15 protein-coding genes are annotated in these 17,631 nt (G+C 56.6%); all 15 read left to right on the top strand.

Features of this window, described 5'->3' with window-relative positions:
* The 15 genes from rsmH to lpxC all read left to right on the top strand — a co-directional run bounded on the left by rsmH (position 1) and on the right by lpxC (position 17,391).
* Positions 1 to 942 carry a 16S rRNA (cytosine(1402)-N(4))-methyltransferase RsmH gene (gene rsmH / locus BFV67_RS03460; RefSeq protein WP_021240527.1) on the top strand — a complete coding sequence of 314 codons (942 nt, stop codon included), beginning with the start codon at positions 1 to 3 and terminating at the stop codon, positions 940 to 942.
* Positions 939 to 1,304, top strand: a complete 366-nt coding sequence (gene ftsL / locus BFV67_RS03465; RefSeq protein WP_008501989.1) for a cell division protein FtsL — start codon at positions 939 to 941, stop codon at positions 1,302 to 1,304. Before rsmH ends, ftsL begins: the two co-directional genes overlap by 4 nt.
* Before the next feature lie 15 nt (positions 1,305 to 1,319).
* Positions 1,320 to 3,086 carry a peptidoglycan glycosyltransferase FtsI gene (locus BFV67_RS03470; protein ID WP_008501988.1) on the top strand — a complete coding sequence of 589 codons (1,767 nt, stop codon included), beginning with the start codon at positions 1,320 to 1,322 and terminating at the stop codon, positions 3,084 to 3,086.
* Positions 3,073 to 4,560 carry a UDP-N-acetylmuramoyl-L-alanyl-D-glutamate--2,6-diaminopimelate ligase gene (gene murE, locus BFV67_RS03475; protein ID WP_023326692.1) on the top strand — a complete coding sequence of 496 codons (1,488 nt, stop codon included), beginning with the start codon at positions 3,073 to 3,075 and terminating at the stop codon, positions 4,558 to 4,560. The genes BFV67_RS03470 and murE overlap by 14 nt, the downstream gene beginning before the upstream one ends.
* Positions 4,557 to 5,915, top strand: coding sequence for a UDP-N-acetylmuramoyl-tripeptide--D-alanyl-D-alanine ligase (murF, locus tag BFV67_RS03480; protein WP_023326693.1), 1,359 nt, complete (start codon positions 4,557 to 4,559; stop codon positions 5,913 to 5,915). Before murE ends, murF begins: the two co-directional genes overlap by 4 nt.
* A complete protein-coding gene (gene mraY, locus BFV67_RS03485) occupies positions 5,909 to 6,991 on the top strand; it encodes a phospho-N-acetylmuramoyl-pentapeptide-transferase (protein ID WP_008501985.1) in 1,083 nt (360 codons plus the stop codon). The genes murF and mraY overlap by 7 nt, the downstream gene beginning before the upstream one ends.
* 2 nt (positions 6,992 to 6,993) lie before the next feature.
* The gene (gene murD, locus BFV67_RS03490) at positions 6,994 to 8,310 is read left to right on the top strand and encodes a UDP-N-acetylmuramoyl-L-alanine--D-glutamate ligase (protein WP_023345434.1); all 1,317 of its coding nucleotides are present in this window, start codon (positions 6,994 to 6,996) and stop codon (positions 8,308 to 8,310) included.
* Entirely contained in the window at positions 8,310 to 9,554 is a 1,245-nt protein-coding gene (ftsW, locus tag BFV67_RS03495; protein WP_008501983.1) for a cell division protein FtsW, read from the top strand. Before murD ends, ftsW begins: the two co-directional genes overlap by 1 nt.
* Positions 9,551 to 10,615 carry an undecaprenyldiphospho-muramoylpentapeptide beta-N-acetylglucosaminyltransferase gene (gene murG / locus BFV67_RS03500; protein ID WP_021240525.1) on the top strand — a complete coding sequence of 355 codons (1,065 nt, stop codon included), beginning with the start codon at positions 9,551 to 9,553 and terminating at the stop codon, positions 10,613 to 10,615. Before ftsW ends, murG begins: the two co-directional genes overlap by 4 nt.
* Before the next feature lie 56 nt (positions 10,616 to 10,671).
* Positions 10,672 to 12,147, top strand: coding sequence for a UDP-N-acetylmuramate--L-alanine ligase (gene murC / locus BFV67_RS03505; RefSeq protein WP_059365092.1), 1,476 nt, complete (start codon positions 10,672 to 10,674; stop codon positions 12,145 to 12,147).
* Positions 12,140 to 13,060 (top strand): D-alanine--D-alanine ligase, encoded by a 921-nt coding sequence (locus BFV67_RS03510; RefSeq protein ID WP_021240523.1) that lies wholly within the window; start codon positions 12,140 to 12,142, stop codon positions 13,058 to 13,060. Before murC ends, BFV67_RS03510 begins: the two co-directional genes overlap by 8 nt.
* Before the next feature lies 1 nt (position 13,061).
* Positions 13,062 to 13,904: a cell division protein FtsQ gene (gene ftsQ, locus BFV67_RS03515; protein ID WP_008501979.1), complete on the top strand. Its 843-nt coding sequence runs from the start codon at positions 13,062 to 13,064 to the stop codon at positions 13,902 to 13,904.
* Positions 13,901 to 15,157, top strand: coding sequence for a cell division protein FtsA (gene ftsA, locus BFV67_RS03520; protein ID WP_006173845.1), 1,257 nt, complete (start codon positions 13,901 to 13,903; stop codon positions 15,155 to 15,157). Before ftsQ ends, ftsA begins: the two co-directional genes overlap by 4 nt.
* Before the next feature lie 63 nt (positions 15,158 to 15,220).
* On the top strand, positions 15,221 to 16,372 hold the full coding sequence (gene ftsZ, locus BFV67_RS03525) for a cell division protein FtsZ (RefSeq protein WP_008501978.1): 1,152 nt from the start codon (positions 15,221 to 15,223) through the stop codon (positions 16,370 to 16,372).
* Between the two features lie 101 nt (positions 16,373 to 16,473).
* The gene (lpxC, locus tag BFV67_RS03530) at positions 16,474 to 17,391 is read left to right on the top strand and encodes a UDP-3-O-acyl-N-acetylglucosamine deacetylase (RefSeq protein WP_008501977.1); all 918 of its coding nucleotides are present in this window, start codon (positions 16,474 to 16,476) and stop codon (positions 17,389 to 17,391) included.
* The last annotated feature ends 240 nt before the right edge of the window (positions 17,392 to 17,631 follow it).

The following is a 17,631-nucleotide window of genomic DNA, read 5'->3' on the forward strand; positions in this document are numbered from 1 at the left end:
ATGATGGAAAATTATAAACATAAAACGGTGTTACTGGACGAGGCCGTTAACGGCCTGAATATTCGTCCGGATGGCATCTACATTGATGGCACTTTTGGTCGCGGTGGTCACTCGCGTTTGATCCTCTCCCAACTGGGTGAGGAGGGGCGTCTGCTGGCAATCGATCGCGATCCGCAGGCAATTGCCGTTGCACAGACTATCAATGACCCACGCTTTTCCATCGTGCATGGACCTTTTTCTGCGCTCGCGGACTATGTGGCTGAGCGCGGCCTGACGGGCAAGATCGACGGGATTCTTCTCGATCTTGGCGTCTCTTCACCCCAACTTGATGATGCTGAACGCGGTTTCTCCTTTATGCGCGATGGTCCGCTGGACATGCGTATGGACCCGACTCGCGGCCAGTCTGCCGCCGAGTGGTTACAGACCGCTGATGAAGCGGATATTGCATGGGTCATCAAAACCTTCGGCGAAGAGCGCTTTGGCAAACGTATTGCGCGCGCCATTGTTGAGCGCAATCGCATTGAGCCGATGACCCGCACCAAAGAGTTGGCCGAGGTGATCGCGGCGGCAACGCCGGTGAAGGATAAGCACAAACATCCCGCGACCCGTACCTTCCAGGCGGTTCGCATCTGGGTAAACAGTGAACTGGAGGAAATAGAGCTGGCGCTAAAAAGCTCGCTCGACGTGCTGGCCCCGGGTGGGCGGTTATCCATCATCAGCTTCCATTCGCTGGAAGACCGTATTGTTAAACGCTTTATGCGTGAACAAAGCCGCGGTCCACAGGTACCCGCGGGGCTGCCGATGACGGAAGAACAACTCAGGAAGCTGGGTGGCCGTCAGTTGCGAGCATTAGGCAAGTTGATGCCGGGCGAAGAAGAGGTGGCAGAGAATCCACGCGCCCGTAGTTCAGTGCTGCGTGTTGCAGAGAGGACGAACGCATGATCGGCAGAGTGACAGAGACCCTAAGCAAAGTTAAGGATTCGTTAGGAAGCAACGAGCGCCATGCCTTGCCTGGCGTGATCGGCGACGATCTTTTGCGGTTTGGGAAACTGCCACTCTGTCTGTTCATTTGCATCATTGTCACGGCTGTGACGGTGGTCACCACCGCCCACCACACACGTTTATTGACTGCGCAACGCGAGCAGATGGTACTGGAACGCGATGCGCTGGATATTGAATGGCGAAATCTGATCCTTGAAGAAAACGCGCTCGGCGATCACAGCCGGGTTGAACGGATCGCAACGGAAAAGCTGCAGCTGCAGCATGTTGATCCTTCACAGGAAAATATCGTAGTACAAAAATAAGGGAAAACGCGACGCATGAAAGCAGCGGCAAAAACGCTAAAACCAAAACGTCAGGAAGAACAGGCCAACTTTATCAGTTGGCGTTTTGCGTTGCTTTGCGGCTGCATTTTACTGGCGCTGGGTTTTCTACTGGGCCGCGTGGCCTGGCTGCAAATCGTCGCCCCTGACATGCTGGTACGCCAGGGCGATATGCGCTCTCTGCGCGTTCAGGAGGTTTCCACGTCCCGCGGGATGATCACCGACCGCTCCGGTCGTCCGCTGGCGGTGAGCGTGCCGGTGAAAGCGATCTGGGCCGATCCGAAAGAGCTGCACGACGCCGGTGGCATTACCCTTGATAACCGCTGGAAAGCCCTGTCTGATGCGCTGAAAATGCCGCTGGATCAGCTGGCTTCCCGCGTTAACGCGAACCCGAAAGGACGTTTTATCTATCTGGCGCGTCAGGTTAACCCTGACATGGCGGACTACATTCGCAAACTGAAGCTGCCGGGTATTCATCTGCGTGAAGAATCCCGCCGTTACTACCCATCCGGCGAAGTAACCGCTCACCTCATTGGCTTTACCAACGTCGACAGCCAGGGGATTGAGGGCGTTGAGAAAAGCTTCGATAAGTGGCTCACCGGCCAGCCGGGCGAGCGAATCGTGCGTAAGGACCGTTACGGGCGCGTCATCGAAGATATCTCTTCCACGGACAGTCAGGCAGCGCATAACTTGGCCCTGAGTATCGACGAGCGCCTGCAGGCGCTGGTCTACCGCGAGTTGAACAACGCGGTGGCGTTCAACAAGGCGGAGTCAGGCAGCGCCGTGCTGGTGGATGTCAGCACCGGTGAAGTGCTGGCGATGGCCAACAGCCCGTCCTACAACCCGAACAACTTTACCGGCACCGCAAAAGATGCCATGCGTAACCGGGCAATTACCGACGTGTTCGAACCCGGCTCCACGGTGAAGCCGATGGTGGTGATGACCGCGCTCCAGCGCGGTATTGTCAATGAAAACACGGTCCTGAACACTGTCCCATACCGTATTAACGGCCACGAGATAAAAGACGTGGCGCGCTACAGCGAATTGACCCTGACCGGGGTGTTACAGAAGTCGAGTAACGTCGGTGTTTCAAAGCTGGCGTTAGCGATGCCGTCCTCAGCGTTAGTAGAAACTTACTCACGTTTTGGACTGGGAAAGGCGACCAATTTGGGGTTGGTCGGAGAACGCAGTGGCTTATATCCTCAAAAACAACGGTGGTCTGACATAGAGAGGGCCACCTTCTCTTTCGGCTACGGGCTAATGGTAACCCCGTTACAGTTAGCGCGAGTCTACGCAACGATTGGCAGCTATGGCGTCTATCGCCCGCTGTCGATTACCAAAGTTGATCCACCGGTCCCGGGCGAGCGTATCTTCCCGGAATCTATCGTTCGTACCGTGGTGCACATGATGGAAAGCGTGGCGCTGCCGGGCGGCGGCGGCGTGAAGGCGGCGATTAAAGGCTATCGTATCGCCATTAAAACCGGTACAGCGAAAAAAGTGGGGCCAGACGGCCGCTACATCAACAAATACATTGCCTATACCGCAGGCGTTGCGCCTGCAAGCAATCCGCGTTTTGCGCTGGTGGTCGTGATAAACGATCCACAGGCGGGTAAATACTACGGCGGCGCCGTCTCCGCGCCTGTGTTCGGGGCCATCATGGGCGGCGTGTTACGCACCATGAACATTGAACCGGATGCGCTGGCGACGGGCGAAAAAAGTGAATTTGTAATTAATCAAGGCGAGGGTACAGGTGGCAGATCGTAATTTGCGCGACCTTCTCGCTCCGTGGGTGCCAAATGCACCGGAGCGAGCACTGCGAGAGATGGTTCTGGACAGCCGCGTAGCGGCTTCTGGCGATCTTTTTGTGGCGGTGGTCGGTCATCAGGCGGACGGGCGTCGTTATATCCCGCAGGCGATTGCGCAAGGTGTGGCTGCCATTATTGCTGAGGCTAAAGATGAGGCAACCGACGGTGAGATCCGTGAAATGCACGGCGTGCCGGTCATCTATCTCAGCCAGTTAAACGAACGTCTTTCCGCACTGGCGGGACGTTTTTATCACGAACCTTCCGACCAGCTGCGTCTGGTTGGCGTAACGGGTACGAACGGTAAAACCACCACCACGCAGCTGATGGCGCAGTGGGCACAGCTGCTGGGTGAAACCGGTGCGGTGATGGGAACCGTGGGTAACGGTCTGCTGGGCAAAGTGAGCCCGACGGAAAACACCACCGGCTCGGCGGTTGACGTACAGCACGTGCTTGCCGGTCTGGCAGGGCAGGGCGCAACCTTCGCCGCGATGGAGGTCTCTTCGCACGGTCTGGTACAGCACCGCGTCGCGGCGCTGAAATTTGCTGCATCCGTGTTTACCAACCTGAGCCGCGACCATCTTGATTATCATGGCGATATGGAGCACTACGAAGCCGCGAAATGGCTGCTGTTCTCTACTCACCATTACGGTCAGGCCATCATCAACGCCGACGATGAAGTGGGCCGCCGCTGGCTGGCGAAGCTGCCAGATGCAGTTGCCGTCTCGATGGAAGACCATATCAATCCGAACTGCCACGGCCGCTGGCTGAAAGCGGTTGAGGTGAATTATCACGACAGCGGGGCGACCATCCGCTTTGCCTCTTCCTGGGGTGAAGGCGAAATTGAAAGCCGCCTGATGGGGGCGTTTAACGTCAGCAACCTACTGCTGGCCCTGGCAACGCTGCTGGCGCTGGGTTACCCGATGGCTGAACTGCTGAAAACCGCCGCGCGACTGCAGCCGGTTTGTGGCCGTATGGAAGTATTTAGCGCGCCGGGTAAGCCGACCGTTGTGGTTGATTATGCCCACACGCCGGATGCGCTGGAAAAAGCGCTGGAAGCGGCGCGCCTGCACTGTACCGGTAAGCTCTGGTGCGTGTTTGGCTGCGGCGGCGATCGCGACAAAGGCAAACGCCCGCTGATGGGGGCGATTGCGGAACAGTTCGCGGATATTCCGGTTGTCACCGATGACAACCCGCGTACGGAAGAGCCGCGCGCCATCATTAATGACATTCTGGCGGGTATGCTGGACGCAGGCCGCGCGCGCGTCGTGGAAGGCCGTGCTGAAGCCGTGACAAACGCCATCATGCAGGCACAGGAGAATGATGTTGTTCTGCTGGCGGGCAAAGGCCATGAAGATTATCAGATCGTTGGCAATCGCCGTCTGGACTACTCGGATCGCGTAACGGCAGCTCGCCTGCTGGGAGTTGTCGCATGATTAGCCTCTCCTTAAGCCAGGCCGCAGAAGTACTGCACGGCGACCTGCACGGGCAAGACCTGACCATCGATGCCGTGACGACGGACACCCGTAAAGTCACCGCAGGCTGTCTGTTTGTGGCGCTGAAAGGCGAGCGTTTTGACGCGCATGATTTTGCCGAGCAGGCCAAAGAGAACGGCGCCGGTGCGCTGCTGGTCAGCCGCAAGCTTGATATCGATCTGCCGCAGGTTGTGGTGAAAGATACGCGTCTCGCGTTCGGTGAGCTGGCTGCCTGGGTTCGTCAGCAGGTGCCGGCTCGCGTCGTCGCGCTGACAGGGTCATCAGGCAAAACGTCAGTGAAAGAGATGACGGCGGCGATCCTCAGCCAGTGCGGCAATACGCTTTTTACCGCGGGCAACCTCAATAATGACATCGGCGTGCCGATGACATTGCTTCGCCTGACCAAAGAGCATGACTATGCGGTGATCGAGTTAGGCGCAAACCACCAGGGTGAAATCGCCTGGACCGTGAGCCTGACTCGCCCGGAAGCGGCGCTGGTGAATAACCTCGCGGCTGCGCACCTGGAAGGCTTTGGCTCGCTGGAAGGCGTGGCGAAAGCGAAAGGTGAAATTTACACCGGCCTGCCGGATAACGGTATTGCCATTCTGAACGCCGATAACAACGACTGGCTTAACTGGCAGAGCATCATTGGTGCGCGTAAAACCTGGCGCTTCTCACCAAATGCGGCCAACAGTGATTTTACGGCGACCAATATCCATGTGACGTCGCACGGCACCGAGTTCACCCTCACTACCCCAACGGGTGGCGTGGAGGTGCTGCTGCCGCTGCCGGGTCGCCATAACATCGCCAATGCCCTTGCGGCGGCGGCGCTGGCAACGGCGGTGGGCGCTTCACATGCGGCAATCAAAGCCGGGCTGGCGAACCTGAAAGCCGTGCCGGGACGCCTGTTCCCGATTCAGCTTTCGGAAAACAAGCTACTGCTGGATGACTCCTACAACGCGAACGTTGGCTCGATGACGGCGGCGGTGCAGGTGTTATCTGAAATGCCGGGCTACCGCATCATGGTGGTTGGCGACATGGCAGAACTGGGCGACGAAAGCGAAGCCTGTCATACCCAGGTCGGTGAAGCGGCGAAAGCGGCGAGGCTGGACTGTGTACTGAGCACAGGAAAATTGAGCCAGGCGATTAGCCAGGCCAGCGGCGTTGGCGAGCATTTTGCCGATAAAGCCGCCTTGATTGAGCGCCTTAAGGCATTAATGACAGAAAAACAAATTGTGACAGTGTTAGTGAAAGGTTCACGCAGTGCCGCCATGGAAGAGGTTGTGCACGCATTACAGGAGAACGGGACATGTTAGTTTGGCTGGCCGAACATTTGGTCAAATATTACTCAGGCTTTAACGTCTTTTCATATCTGACGTTTCGCGCCATCGTCAGCCTGCTGACTGCGCTGTTCATCTCGTTGTGGATGGGCCCGCGCATGATTGCCCGTCTGCAAAAGCTCTCTTTCGGCCAGGTTGTGCGTAACGACGGCCCGGAATCGCACTTCAGCAAGCGCGGTACGCCGACCATGGGCGGGATCATGATCCTGACTGCCATCGTCGTTTCCGTGCTGCTGTGGGCGTACCCGTCCAACCCGTACGTCTGGTGTGTGCTGACGGTACTGGTGGGTTACGGGATCATCGGTTTCGTCGATGATTACCGCAAAGTCGTCCGCAAAGATACCAAAGGCCTGATTGCCCGCTGGAAGTATTTCTGGATGTCGGTGATCGCGCTGGGCGTGGCCTTCGCACTGTATCTTGCCGGGAAAGACACGCCAGCGACCGAGCTGGTCGTGCCGTTCTTTAAAGACGTAATGCCGCAACTGGGTCTGTTCTACATTCTGCTGGCGTACTTTGTGATTGTCGGCACCGGTAACGCCGTTAACCTGACCGACGGTCTGGATGGCCTGGCAATCATGCCTACCGTCTTCGTGGCGGCCGGTTTTGCGCTGGTGGCGTGGGCGACCGGTAACATGAACTTTGCGAACTACCTGCACATCCCTTATCTGCGTCATGCGGGTGAACTGGTGATCGTCTGTACGGCGATTGTCGGCGCGGGTCTTGGCTTCCTGTGGTTCAACACCTATCCGGCTCAGGTCTTTATGGGTGACGTCGGTTCACTGGCTTTGGGCGGCGCGCTGGGCATTATTGCCGTGCTGCTGCGCCAGGAGTTCCTGCTGGTGATCATGGGCGGCGTGTTTGTGGTTGAGACGCTGTCGGTGATTTTGCAGGTCGGCTCCTTTAAGCTGCGCGGTCAGCGCATCTTCCGTATGGCGCCGATTCACCACCACTATGAACTGAAAGGCTGGCCGGAGCCGCGCGTCATTGTGCGCTTCTGGATTATTTCGCTGATGCTGGTGCTGATTGGCCTGGCAACGCTGAAGGTACGTTAATCATGGCAGATTACCAGGGCAAAAAAGTCGTTATCATCGGGTTGGGCCTCACGGGGCTCTCCTGCGTGGACTTTTTCCTCGCGCGTGGCGTGACGCCGCGCGTGATGGATACGCGTGTCTCTCCGCCGGGTCTGGACAAGCTGCCGGAACAGGTTGAACGCCACCTGGGTGGTCTGAATGATGACTGGCTGCTGGCAGCCGATCTGATTGTCGCCAGCCCGGGTATGGCGCTGGCGCATCCTTCCCTGAGCGCTGCCGCAGATGCAGGCGTTGAGATTGTTGGCGATATCGAGCTGTTCTGCCGCGAAGCGCAGGCGCCCGTTATCGCGATTACCGGTTCTAACGGTAAAAGCACCGTCACCACCCTGGTGGGGGAAATGGCAAAAGCGGCGGGCATGAACGTCGGCGTTGGCGGTAACATTGGTTTGCCAGCTCTGATGCTGCTGGACAAAGGCTGTGAACTGTATGTTCTCGAGCTTTCCAGCTTCCAGCTGGAAACGACCTCCAGCCTGCATGCTGCCGCTGCGACGATCCTCAACGTGACTGAAGATCACATGGACAGATATCCCTTTGGTCTGCAGCAGTACCGTGCCGCCAAGCTGCGCGTTTATGAGAATGCCAAAGTCTGCGTGGTGAACGCCGATGATGCGCTGACCATGCCGGTGCGTGGCGCAGACGAGCGCTGCATCAGTTTTGGCATCACCATGGGGGATTACCATCTGAACCGCCAGCTGGGTGAAACCTGGCTGCGCGTGAAAGGTGAGAAAGTGCTGAACGTGAAAGAGATGAAGCTCTCTGGTCAGCACAACTATACCAATGCGCTGGCGGCGCTGGCGCTGGCGGATGCCGTGGGGCTGCCGCGCTCCTCGAGCCTGAAAGCGTTAACCACGTTTTCTGGCCTGGCGCACCGTTTCCAGCTGGCGCTGGAGCACAACGGCGTGCGCTGGATCAACGACTCCAAAGCCACCAACGTGGGCAGCACGGAGGCCGCGCTGAACGGGCTGCACGTTGACGGTACCCTGCATCTGCTGCTGGGCGGCGACGGTAAGTCTGCTGATTTCTCGTCCCTGAAGCCGTATCTCTCAGGCGATAACATCCGTCTCTACTGCTTCGGCCGTGACGGCAGCGAGCTGGCTGAACTGCGCCCTGAGATCGCCGAGCAAACCGAAACCATGGAACAGGCGATGCGGCTGATTGCCCCTCGCGTGAAGCCGGGTGATATGGTGCTGCTCTCTCCGGCCTGTGCAAGTCTGGATCAATTCAAGAATTTCGAACAGCGTGGTGATGTCTTTACCCGCCTGGCGAAGGAGTTAGGCTGATGCGTTTATCTCTCCCTCGCCTGAAAATGCCGCGCCTGCCAGGATTTGGGATCCTGGTGTGGTTGTTTGCGGCGCTCAAAGGCTGGGTGATGGGCTCTCGTCAAAAAGATAACGACAGCCTGATCATGTACGACCGCACGCTGTTCTGGCTCACAATGGGGCTCGCGGCGGTCGGCTTTATTATGGTGACGTCAGCGTCAATGCCCGTCGGGCAGCGTCTGGCGAACGATCCTTTCCTGTTTGCCAAACGTGATGGTCTGTACATCATCCTGGCATTCTGCCTGGCGCTGGTGACCTTGCGTCTACCGATGGAGTTCTGGCAGCGGCACAGTACGGCGATGCTGATCGCCTCGATCATTATGCTGCTGATCGTTCTGGTGGTGGGGAGCTCCGTAAACGGGGCATCACGCTGGATCGCCTTTGGCCCGCTGCGTATTCAGCCTGCGGAATTTACCAAGCTCTCCCTGTTCTGCTACCTGGCGAACTACCTGGTGCGTAAAGTAGATGAAGTGCGTAACAACCTGCGCGGCTTCTTAAAACCGATGGGCGTGATTCTGGTGCTGGCGGTCTTACTGCTGGCGCAGCCTGACCTCGGTACCGTGGTGGTACTGTTTGTGACCACGCTGGCCATGCTGTTCCTGGCGGGCGCGAAGCTGTGGCAGTTCATCGCCATCATTGGGATGGGGATTTCAGCGGTTGTGCTGCTGATCCTCGCCGAGCCTTACCGTATTCGCCGCGTGACCTCTTTCTGGAACCCGTGGGAAGACCCGTTCGGCAGCGGTTATCAGCTGACGCAGTCACTCATGGCCTTTGGTCGTGGTGAGCTCTGGGGACAGGGGCTGGGTAACTCGGTACAGAAACTGGAGTATTTGCCGGAAGCGCATACTGACTTCATCTTCTCCATTATTGCGGAAGAACTGGGTTATATCGGTGTGGTATTAGCGCTATTAATGGTATTCTTCGTCGCTTTCCGCGCCATGTCCATCGGCCGGAAAGCGCTGGAGATCGATCACCGTTTCTCAGGCTTCCTGGCCTGCTCAATTGGTATCTGGTTTAGTTTCCAGGCATTGGTTAACGTCGGGGCCGCAGCGGGTATGCTGCCGACCAAAGGTCTGACGTTGCCGTTGATCAGTTATGGTGGTTCCAGTCTGTTGATTATGTCGACGGCCATCATGCTGTTGTTGCGCATAGATTATGAAACGCGTCTGGAAAAAGCCCAGGCGTTTACACGAGGTTCACGATGAATCAACCGAAGCGGTTAATGGTGATGGCAGGCGGTACCGGCGGACATGTGTTCCCGGGACTGGCGGTTGCGCACCATTTAATGGATCAGGGCTGGCAGGTACGCTGGCTGGGAACCGCAGACCGCATGGAGGCCGACCTGGTACCGAAACACGGTATTGAGATCGACTTTATTCGTATTTCCGGCCTGCGCGGCAAAGGTCTCAAGGCAATGCTGCTGGCTCCGGTGCGCATTTTTAACGCCTGGCGTCAGGCGCGCACCATTATGAAGCGCTTTAAGCCCGATGTGGTGTTGGGCATGGGCGGCTATGTCTCGGGTCCGGGCGGGCTGGCAGCGTGGTCGTTAGGTATTCCCGTCGTCCTGCATGAGCAGAACGGTATTGCGGGTCTGACCAACAAATGGCTGGCGAAAATCGCCACCAAAGTTATGCAGGCGTTTCCCGGCGCGTTCCCGAAAGCGGACGTGGTAGGTAACCCGGTCCGTGTGGACGTACTGGCGCTGCCGTTGCCGGACGCTCGCCTGGCGGGCCGTGAAGGGCCGGTTCGTGTGCTGGTCGTCGGTGGCTCTCAGGGGGCACGCATTTTAAACCAGACGATGCCGCAGGTTGCTGCAAAGCTGGGGGATGCCGTCACCATCTGGCACCAGAGCGGAAAAGGCGCTCAGCAGACCGTTGAGCAGGCTTACGCCGAGGCGGGGCAGCCGCAGCATAACGTGACGGAATTTATCGACGACATGGCGGCAGCGTATGCCTGGGCCGATGTCGTGGTCTGTCGTTCTGGCGCCTTAACGGTAAGCGAAATCGCTGCCGCGGGTCTGCCAGCCCTGTTTGTGCCTTTCCAGCACAAAGACAGACAGCAGTACTGGAATGCCCTGCCGCTTGAGAAAGCCGGTGCGGCGAAAATTTTTGAGCAGCCACAATTTACCGCCGACGCGGTCGCCACCACCCTGGCGGGCTGGAACAGAGACGTATTGCTTGAGATGGCTGAACGCGCGCGCGCGGCGGCTATCCCTGATGCGACGGAACGGGTGGCAAAAGAAGTGAGCCTGGCAGCCCAGGCTTAACCCTCGCAGCGCGTGAAGCGCGGCACGAATTTTAAGTAGTCGATGGCGTTTAGAGAATGAATACACAACAACTGGCAAAACTGCGTTCAATCGTGCCCGAGATGCGTCGCGTCCGGCACATTCACTTTGTTGGCATCGGTGGTGCCGGCATGGGCGGTATTGCCGAAGTGTTAGCTAACGAAGGCTATCAGATCAGCGGGTCTGACCTGGCGCCAAACCCTGTAACGCAGCAGCTGGCGTCGCTTGGGGCGACTATCTATTTCAACCATCGCCCGGAAAACGTGCGCGATGCGAGCGTGGTGGTGGTCTCAAGCGCCATCTCTTCTGACAACCCGGAAATCGTTGCCGCTCACGACGCGCGCATTCCGGTGATCCGCCGTGCCGAAATGTTGGCGGAACTGATGCGCTTCCGCCACGGCATCGCGATTGCCGGGACCCACGGTAAAACCACGACCACGGCGATGGTTTCCAGTATTTATGCAGAAGCGGGTCTCGACCCGACGTTCGTCAACGGCGGTCTGGTCAAAGCCGCGGGCGTACATGCGCGTCTGGGCCACAGTCGTTATCTGATTGCTGAAGCGGACGAGAGCGACGCGTCGTTCCTGCACCTGCAGCCGATGGTGGCGATTGTCACCAACATCGAAGCTGACCATATGGATACCTACCAGGGTGACTTCGAGAACTTAAAGCAGACCTTTATCAACTTCCTGCACAACCTGCCGTTCTACGGGCGTGCGGTGATGTGCGTGGACGATCCGGTGATCCGCGAGTTGCTGCCGCGCGTGGGTCGTCAAATCACCACCTACGGCTTCAGCGAAGACGCTGACGTCCGCGTGGAAGAGTACAAACAGATTGGCGCGCAGGGACACTTCACGCTGGCGCGTCAGGACAAAGAGCTGCTGCACGTGACGCTGAATGCGCCAGGGCGCCATAACGCGCTCAATGCTGCAGCGGCAGTGACCGTCGCGACGGAAGAAGGCATTGATGATGATGCGATTCTGCGCGCACTGGAAAGCTTCCAGGGCACCGGGCGTCGTTTCGATTTCCTCGGTGAATTCCCGCTGGATGCCGTGAACGGTAAAGCCGGTACGGCGATGCTGGTGGACGACTATGGCCACCATCCGACCGAAGTGGACGCCACCATCAAAGCCGCTCGTGCAGGCTGGCCAGACAAAAATCTGGTGATGGTGTTCCAGCCGCACCGCTTCACGCGTACGCGCGATCTGTATGACGATTTCGCCAGCGTCCTGTCACAGGTAGACACCCTGTTAATGCTGGATGTGTACGCCGCAGGCGAGACGCCGATTCCTGGTGCAGACAGTCGTTCTCTGTGTCGCACCATTCGTGGACGCGGTAAAGTTGACCCTATTCTGGTTTCTGACCCTGCGCAGGTGGCGGAAATTCTGGCACCGGTCCTGACAGGTAACGATCTGATTCTGATTCAGGGCGCGGGAAATATCGGCAAAATCGCCCGTACCTTAGCTGAAATCAAACTGAAGCCGCAAAACCAGGAGGATGAGCATCATGGCTGATAAGATTGCTGTCCTGTCTGGCGGCACCTCCGCCGAGCGCGAGGTTTCCCTGAATTCCGGCGCCGCTGTACTGGCGGGCCTGCGTGAAGGTGGCGTTAATGCGCACCTGGTCGATCCAAAAGAGGTCGACGTGACGCAGTTAAAAGCCATGGGCTTCGATAAAGTCTTTATCGCTTTACACGGTCGTGGCGGCGAAGACGGCACCCTGCAGGGGCTTCTGGATCTGATCGGTCTGCCATACACCGGCAGCGGCGTGATGGCGTCTGCTATCTCTATGGATAAACTGCGCAGCAAGCTGCTGTGGCAGGGCGCAGGTTTACCTGTTGCGCCATGGGTGGCACTGACGCGTCGCGAATTTGAATTGGGCCTGCCGGATAGCGTTAATGCACGCATTGCTGAGCTGGGCTTACCGGTTATTGTAAAGCCCAGCCGGGAAGGCTCCAGCGTGGGAATGTCCAAAGTCGACAAAGCTGACGATTTAGCGTCCGCTTTAGCGCTGGCATTTCAACATGATGATGAAGTTCTGATAGAAAAATGGCTTAGCGGGCCGGAATTTACCGTCGCGATGCTTGGCGAAGAAATTTTACCGTCAATCCGTATCCAACCCGCCGGAGTCTTCTATGATTATGAGGCGAAGTATCTCTCTGATGAGACGCAATATTTCTGCCCAAGTGGTCTTGAAGCTGAGCGTGAAGCCGATTTACAGTCCCTGGTGCTTAAAGCCTGGCATGTTCTGGGTTGCCAGGGCTGGGGACGCATCGACGTGATGCAGGACCGGGATGGACAATTTTATCTGCTGGAAGCCAACACCTCTCCGGGTATGACGAGCCACAGCCTTGTGCCGATGGCTGCGCGTCAGGCGGGGATGAGCTTCTCGCAGTTAGTCGTACGCATTCTGGACCAGGCGGGCTGATATGTCTCAGGCTGCATTGAACACGCGCAACCGCGATGACGAGGAAGAATACACCTCTTCACGCCGCAGTAATGGAACGCGTCTTGCAGGCATCATTTTCCTGCTCGGGGTGCTGTGCACCGTGTTTATCAGCGGCTGGATGGTCCTGGGCTGGATGGAAGATGCGCAGCGGTTGCCGCTTTCTAAGCTGGTGGTCACCGGTGAGCGTCACTACACGCGTAACGACGATATTCGCCAGTCAATACTGGCGCTGGGCTCGCCTGGCACCTTTATGACGCAGGACGTCAATATTATCCAAAGCCAGATTGAACGTCTGCCATGGATAAAACAGGCGAGCGTAAGAAAGCAATGGCCTGATGAATTGAAGATTCATCTGGTTGAATATGTGCCCATTGCGCGTTGGAATGATCAGCACATGGTTGACGTCGACGGAAATTCCTTCAGCGTCCCGACCGATCGTGTCAACAAGCAGAATTTACCGATGTTGTATGGCCCTGAAGGCAGCGAAAACGAGGTGTTACAGGGTTTTCGTGAAATGGGCCAGGTGCTGGCGAAGGACAGGTTTACGTTAAAAGATGCTGCGATGACGGCGCGCCGCTCCTGGCAGCTTACGTTAACGAACGGCATTAAGCTCAACCTGGGACGCGGGGACACCATGAAGCGTCTGGCGCGTTTTGTCGAACTTTACCCGGTTTTACAGCAGCAGGCACAGACTGACGGCAAACGGATAAGCTACGTTGATTTGCGCTATGACTCAGGCGCAGCAGTCGGTTGGGTACCGGCTCCGGTCGAGGAACCTAATCAGCAACAGAATCAGGCACAGGTACAGGCAGAACAACAATGATCAAGGCGACGGACAGAAAACTGGTAGTTGGACTGGAGATTGGCACCGCGAAGGTTGCCGCTTTAGTAGGGGAAGTTCTGCCCGACGGTATGGTCAATATCATTGGCGTGGGCAGTTGCCCGTCACGTGGTATGGATAAAGGTGGGGTAAACGATCTTGAATCGGTGGTGAAATGCGTCCAGCGCGCCATCGATCAGGCTGAATTGATGGCAGATTGCCAGATTTCTTCTGTCTATCTTGCCCTTTCTGGTAAGCACATTAGCTGCCAGAACGAAATCGGTATGGTGCCGATTTCCGAAGAGGAAGTGACGCAGGAAGACGTTGAAAACGTTGTGCATACGGCGAAGTCCGTGCGTGTTCGCGATGAGCATCGCGTATTGCACGTGATCCCGCAGGAATATGCGATTGACTACCAGGAAGGGATCAAAAACCCTGTTGGTCTGTCAGGCGTTCGTATGCAGGCAAAAGTGCACCTGATCACATGTCACAACGATATGGCGAAGAACATTGTAAAAGCCGTTGAACGTTGTGGCCTGAAAGTTGACCAACTTATTTTCGCCGGTCTGGCGGCAAGTTATTCCGTACTGACCGAAGATGAACGTGAACTGGGTGTCTGTGTGGTCGATATTGGTGGTGGTACAATGGACATGGCCGTGTATACCGGCGGTGCGCTGCGCCACACCAAAGTGATCCCGTACGCAGGGAACGTCGTGACCAGCGATATTGCTTACGCTTTTGGTACGCCACCGAGCGATGCAGAAGCGATTAAAGTGCGCCACGGCTGTGCGCTGGGTTCTATCGTTGGCAAAGATGAGAGCGTTGAAGTGCCAAGCGTCGGTGGTCGTCCACCGCGCAGCCTGCAGCGCCAAACGTTGGCAGAGGTGATCGAACCGCGCTATACCGAGCTGCTCAACCTGGTCAACGAAGAAATTTTACAGTTACAGGAACAGCTTCGTCAGCAGGGTGTTAAACATCATCTTGCGGCGGGGATTGTATTAACCGGCGGTGCAGCGCAAATTGAAGGTCTTGCGGCCTGTGCGCAGCGCGTCTTCCATACGCAGGTACGTATTGGGGCGCCGCTGAATATCACCGGTTTAACGGATTATGCTCAGGAGCCGTATTATTCAACGGCTGTGGGCCTGCTCCACTACGGGAAGGAATCTCATCTCAGTGGTGAAGCGGAAGTGGAAAAACGCGTCTCAGTGGGGTCGTGGGTCAAACGACTGAACAACTGGTTGCGAAAAGAGTTTTAATTTTTTTAAGAGACCGGAGAGAATTAGCGGTCTCGGGCGACAGGCACAACGGAGAGAGAAATTATGTTTGAACCTATGGAACTGACCAACGACGCGGTGATTAAAGTCATCGGCGTCGGTGGCGGCGGCGGTAACGCCGTAGAGCATATGGTGCGTGAACGCATTGAAGGTGTTGAATTCTTCGCGGTTAACACCGATGCGCAGGCACTGCGTAAGACGGCGGTAGGCCAGACTATCCAGATCGGCGGTGGTATCACCAAAGGGCTGGGAGCTGGGGCTAACCCGGAAGTGGGTCGCAATGCGGCTGAAGAAGATCGTGAAGCCCTGCGCGCTGCACTGGAAGGTGCGGACATGGTCTTCATCGCAGCAGGTATGGGGGGCGGTACCGGTACCGGCGCAGCACCTGTTGTCGCTGAAGTAGCTAAAGATTTAGGTATCCTGACCGTTGCTGTCGTGACCAAGCCTTTCAATTTTGAAGGCAAGAAGCGTATGGCCTTCGCGGAGCAGGGTATCACCGAGCTGTCCAAGCATGTGGACTCGCTGATCACCATCCCGAACGACAAACTGTTGAAAGTTCTGGGTCGTGGTATCTCCCTGCTTGACGCCTTCGGCGCAGCAAACGACGTGCTGAAAGGCGCGGTTCAGGGTATCGCTGAACTGATTACCCGTCCTGGCCTGATGAACGTTGACTTTGCAGACGTTCGCACCGTGATGTCTGAAATGGGCTACGCGATGATGGGCTCTGGCGTGGCGAGCGGCGAAGACCGTGCAGAAGAAGCGGCTGAAATGGCTATCTCTTCTCCACTGCTGGAAGATATCGACCTGTCTGGTGCGCGCGGCGTGCTGGTCAACATTACCGCTGGCTTTGACCTGCGTCTGGATGAGTTCGAAACCGTGGGTAACACCATCCGTGCGTTCGCCTCTGACAACGCTACCGTGGTAATCGGTACTTCACTTGACCCTGAAATGAACGACGAGCTGCGTGTTACCGTTGTGGCAACCGGTATCGGTATGGACAAGCGTCCTGAGATCACCTTAGTGACTAACAAGCAGACTCAGCAACCGGTAATGGATCGTTACCAGCAGCACGGTATGTCTCCGCTGACTCAGGAGCAGAAACCGGCCGCGAAAGTGGTGAACGACCCAACGCCGCAAACGGCGAAAGAGCCAGATTATCTGGATATCCCGGCGTTCCTGCGTAAGCAAGCTGATTAAGAATTGGCTGGAATTAGGGGATTTGCGCTCTTTGTGCTAAACTGGCCCACCGTTAGTGATATACACTCTCGGTTGGATAGTTAATTTGGCGAGATTATACGATGATCAAACAAAGGACACTTAAACGTATCGTTCAGGCGACGGGTGTCGGTTTACATACCGGCAAGAAAGTCACGCTGACGTTACGCCCTGCGCCGGCCAATACCGGGGTCATCTATCGTCGCACCGACTTGAATCCACCGGTAGATTTTCCGGCCGATGCCAAATCTGTGCGTGATACTATGCTCTGTACTTGTCTGGTGAACGAGCATGACGTGCGGATTTCTACCGTAGAGCACCTGAACGCCGCCCTGGCGGGTCTGGGTATCGACAACATTATTGTTGAAGTCGACGCGCCAGAAATCCCGATTATGGATGGCAGTGCTGCACCGTTCGTCTATCTGCTGCTGGATGCCGGCATCGAAGAACTGAACTGCGCGAAGAAATTTGTCCGCATCAAAGAGACCGTTCGCGTCGAAGATGGCGACAAGTGGGCCGAATTTAAACCGTACAATGGTTTCTCGCTGGACTTTACCATCGACTTTAACCATCCGGCGATTGATTCCAGCACCCAGCGCTATGCGATGAACTTCTCTGCCGATGCGTTTATGCGCCAGATCAGCCGAGCCCGTACGTTTGGCTTCATGCGTGATATCGAATATCTGCAGTCCCGCGGCCTGTGCCTGGGCGGCAGCTTCGATTGTGCCATCGTTGTTGACGATTATCGCGTACTGAACGAAGACGGCCTGCGTTTCGAAGATGAATTCGTTCGTCACAAAATGCTGGACGCTATCGGCGACCTGTTCATGTGTGGTCACAACATCATTGGTGCATTTACCGCGTTCAAATCCGGTCATGCGCTGAACAACAAACTGTTGCAGGCCGTCCTGGCAAAACAGGAAGCCTGGGAATATGTGACCTTCGAAGACGAAGCAGAATTGCCGTTGGCTTTCAAAGCGCCAAGCATGGTTCTGGCGTAACGGTTCACGCCGTTTCGTAAAAAATCGACTGGTTAACCTGGTACTCTCTCCGGCCAGGAAGACCAGTCGTTTTTATTTTTACCCTTCTTTGTTTGCCCCTGCGTTATTTCTAGTCTGTCTTGCGCAGAAAGTGTGTGCGTTAGCTGCATTCTTGACCGTTTTTCCCCGCGGCGGCGCCTCATTCCTGCTGATGTGTATTGGCTTTAGTGGTAATATCTGGGCGCTTAAAAAAATAACTGA

Origin of the sequence: Enterobacter roggenkampii, from assembly GCF_001729805.1 — a bacterium.
GTDB classification, from domain to species: domain Bacteria; phylum Pseudomonadota; class Gammaproteobacteria; order Enterobacterales; family Enterobacteriaceae; genus Enterobacter; species Enterobacter roggenkampii.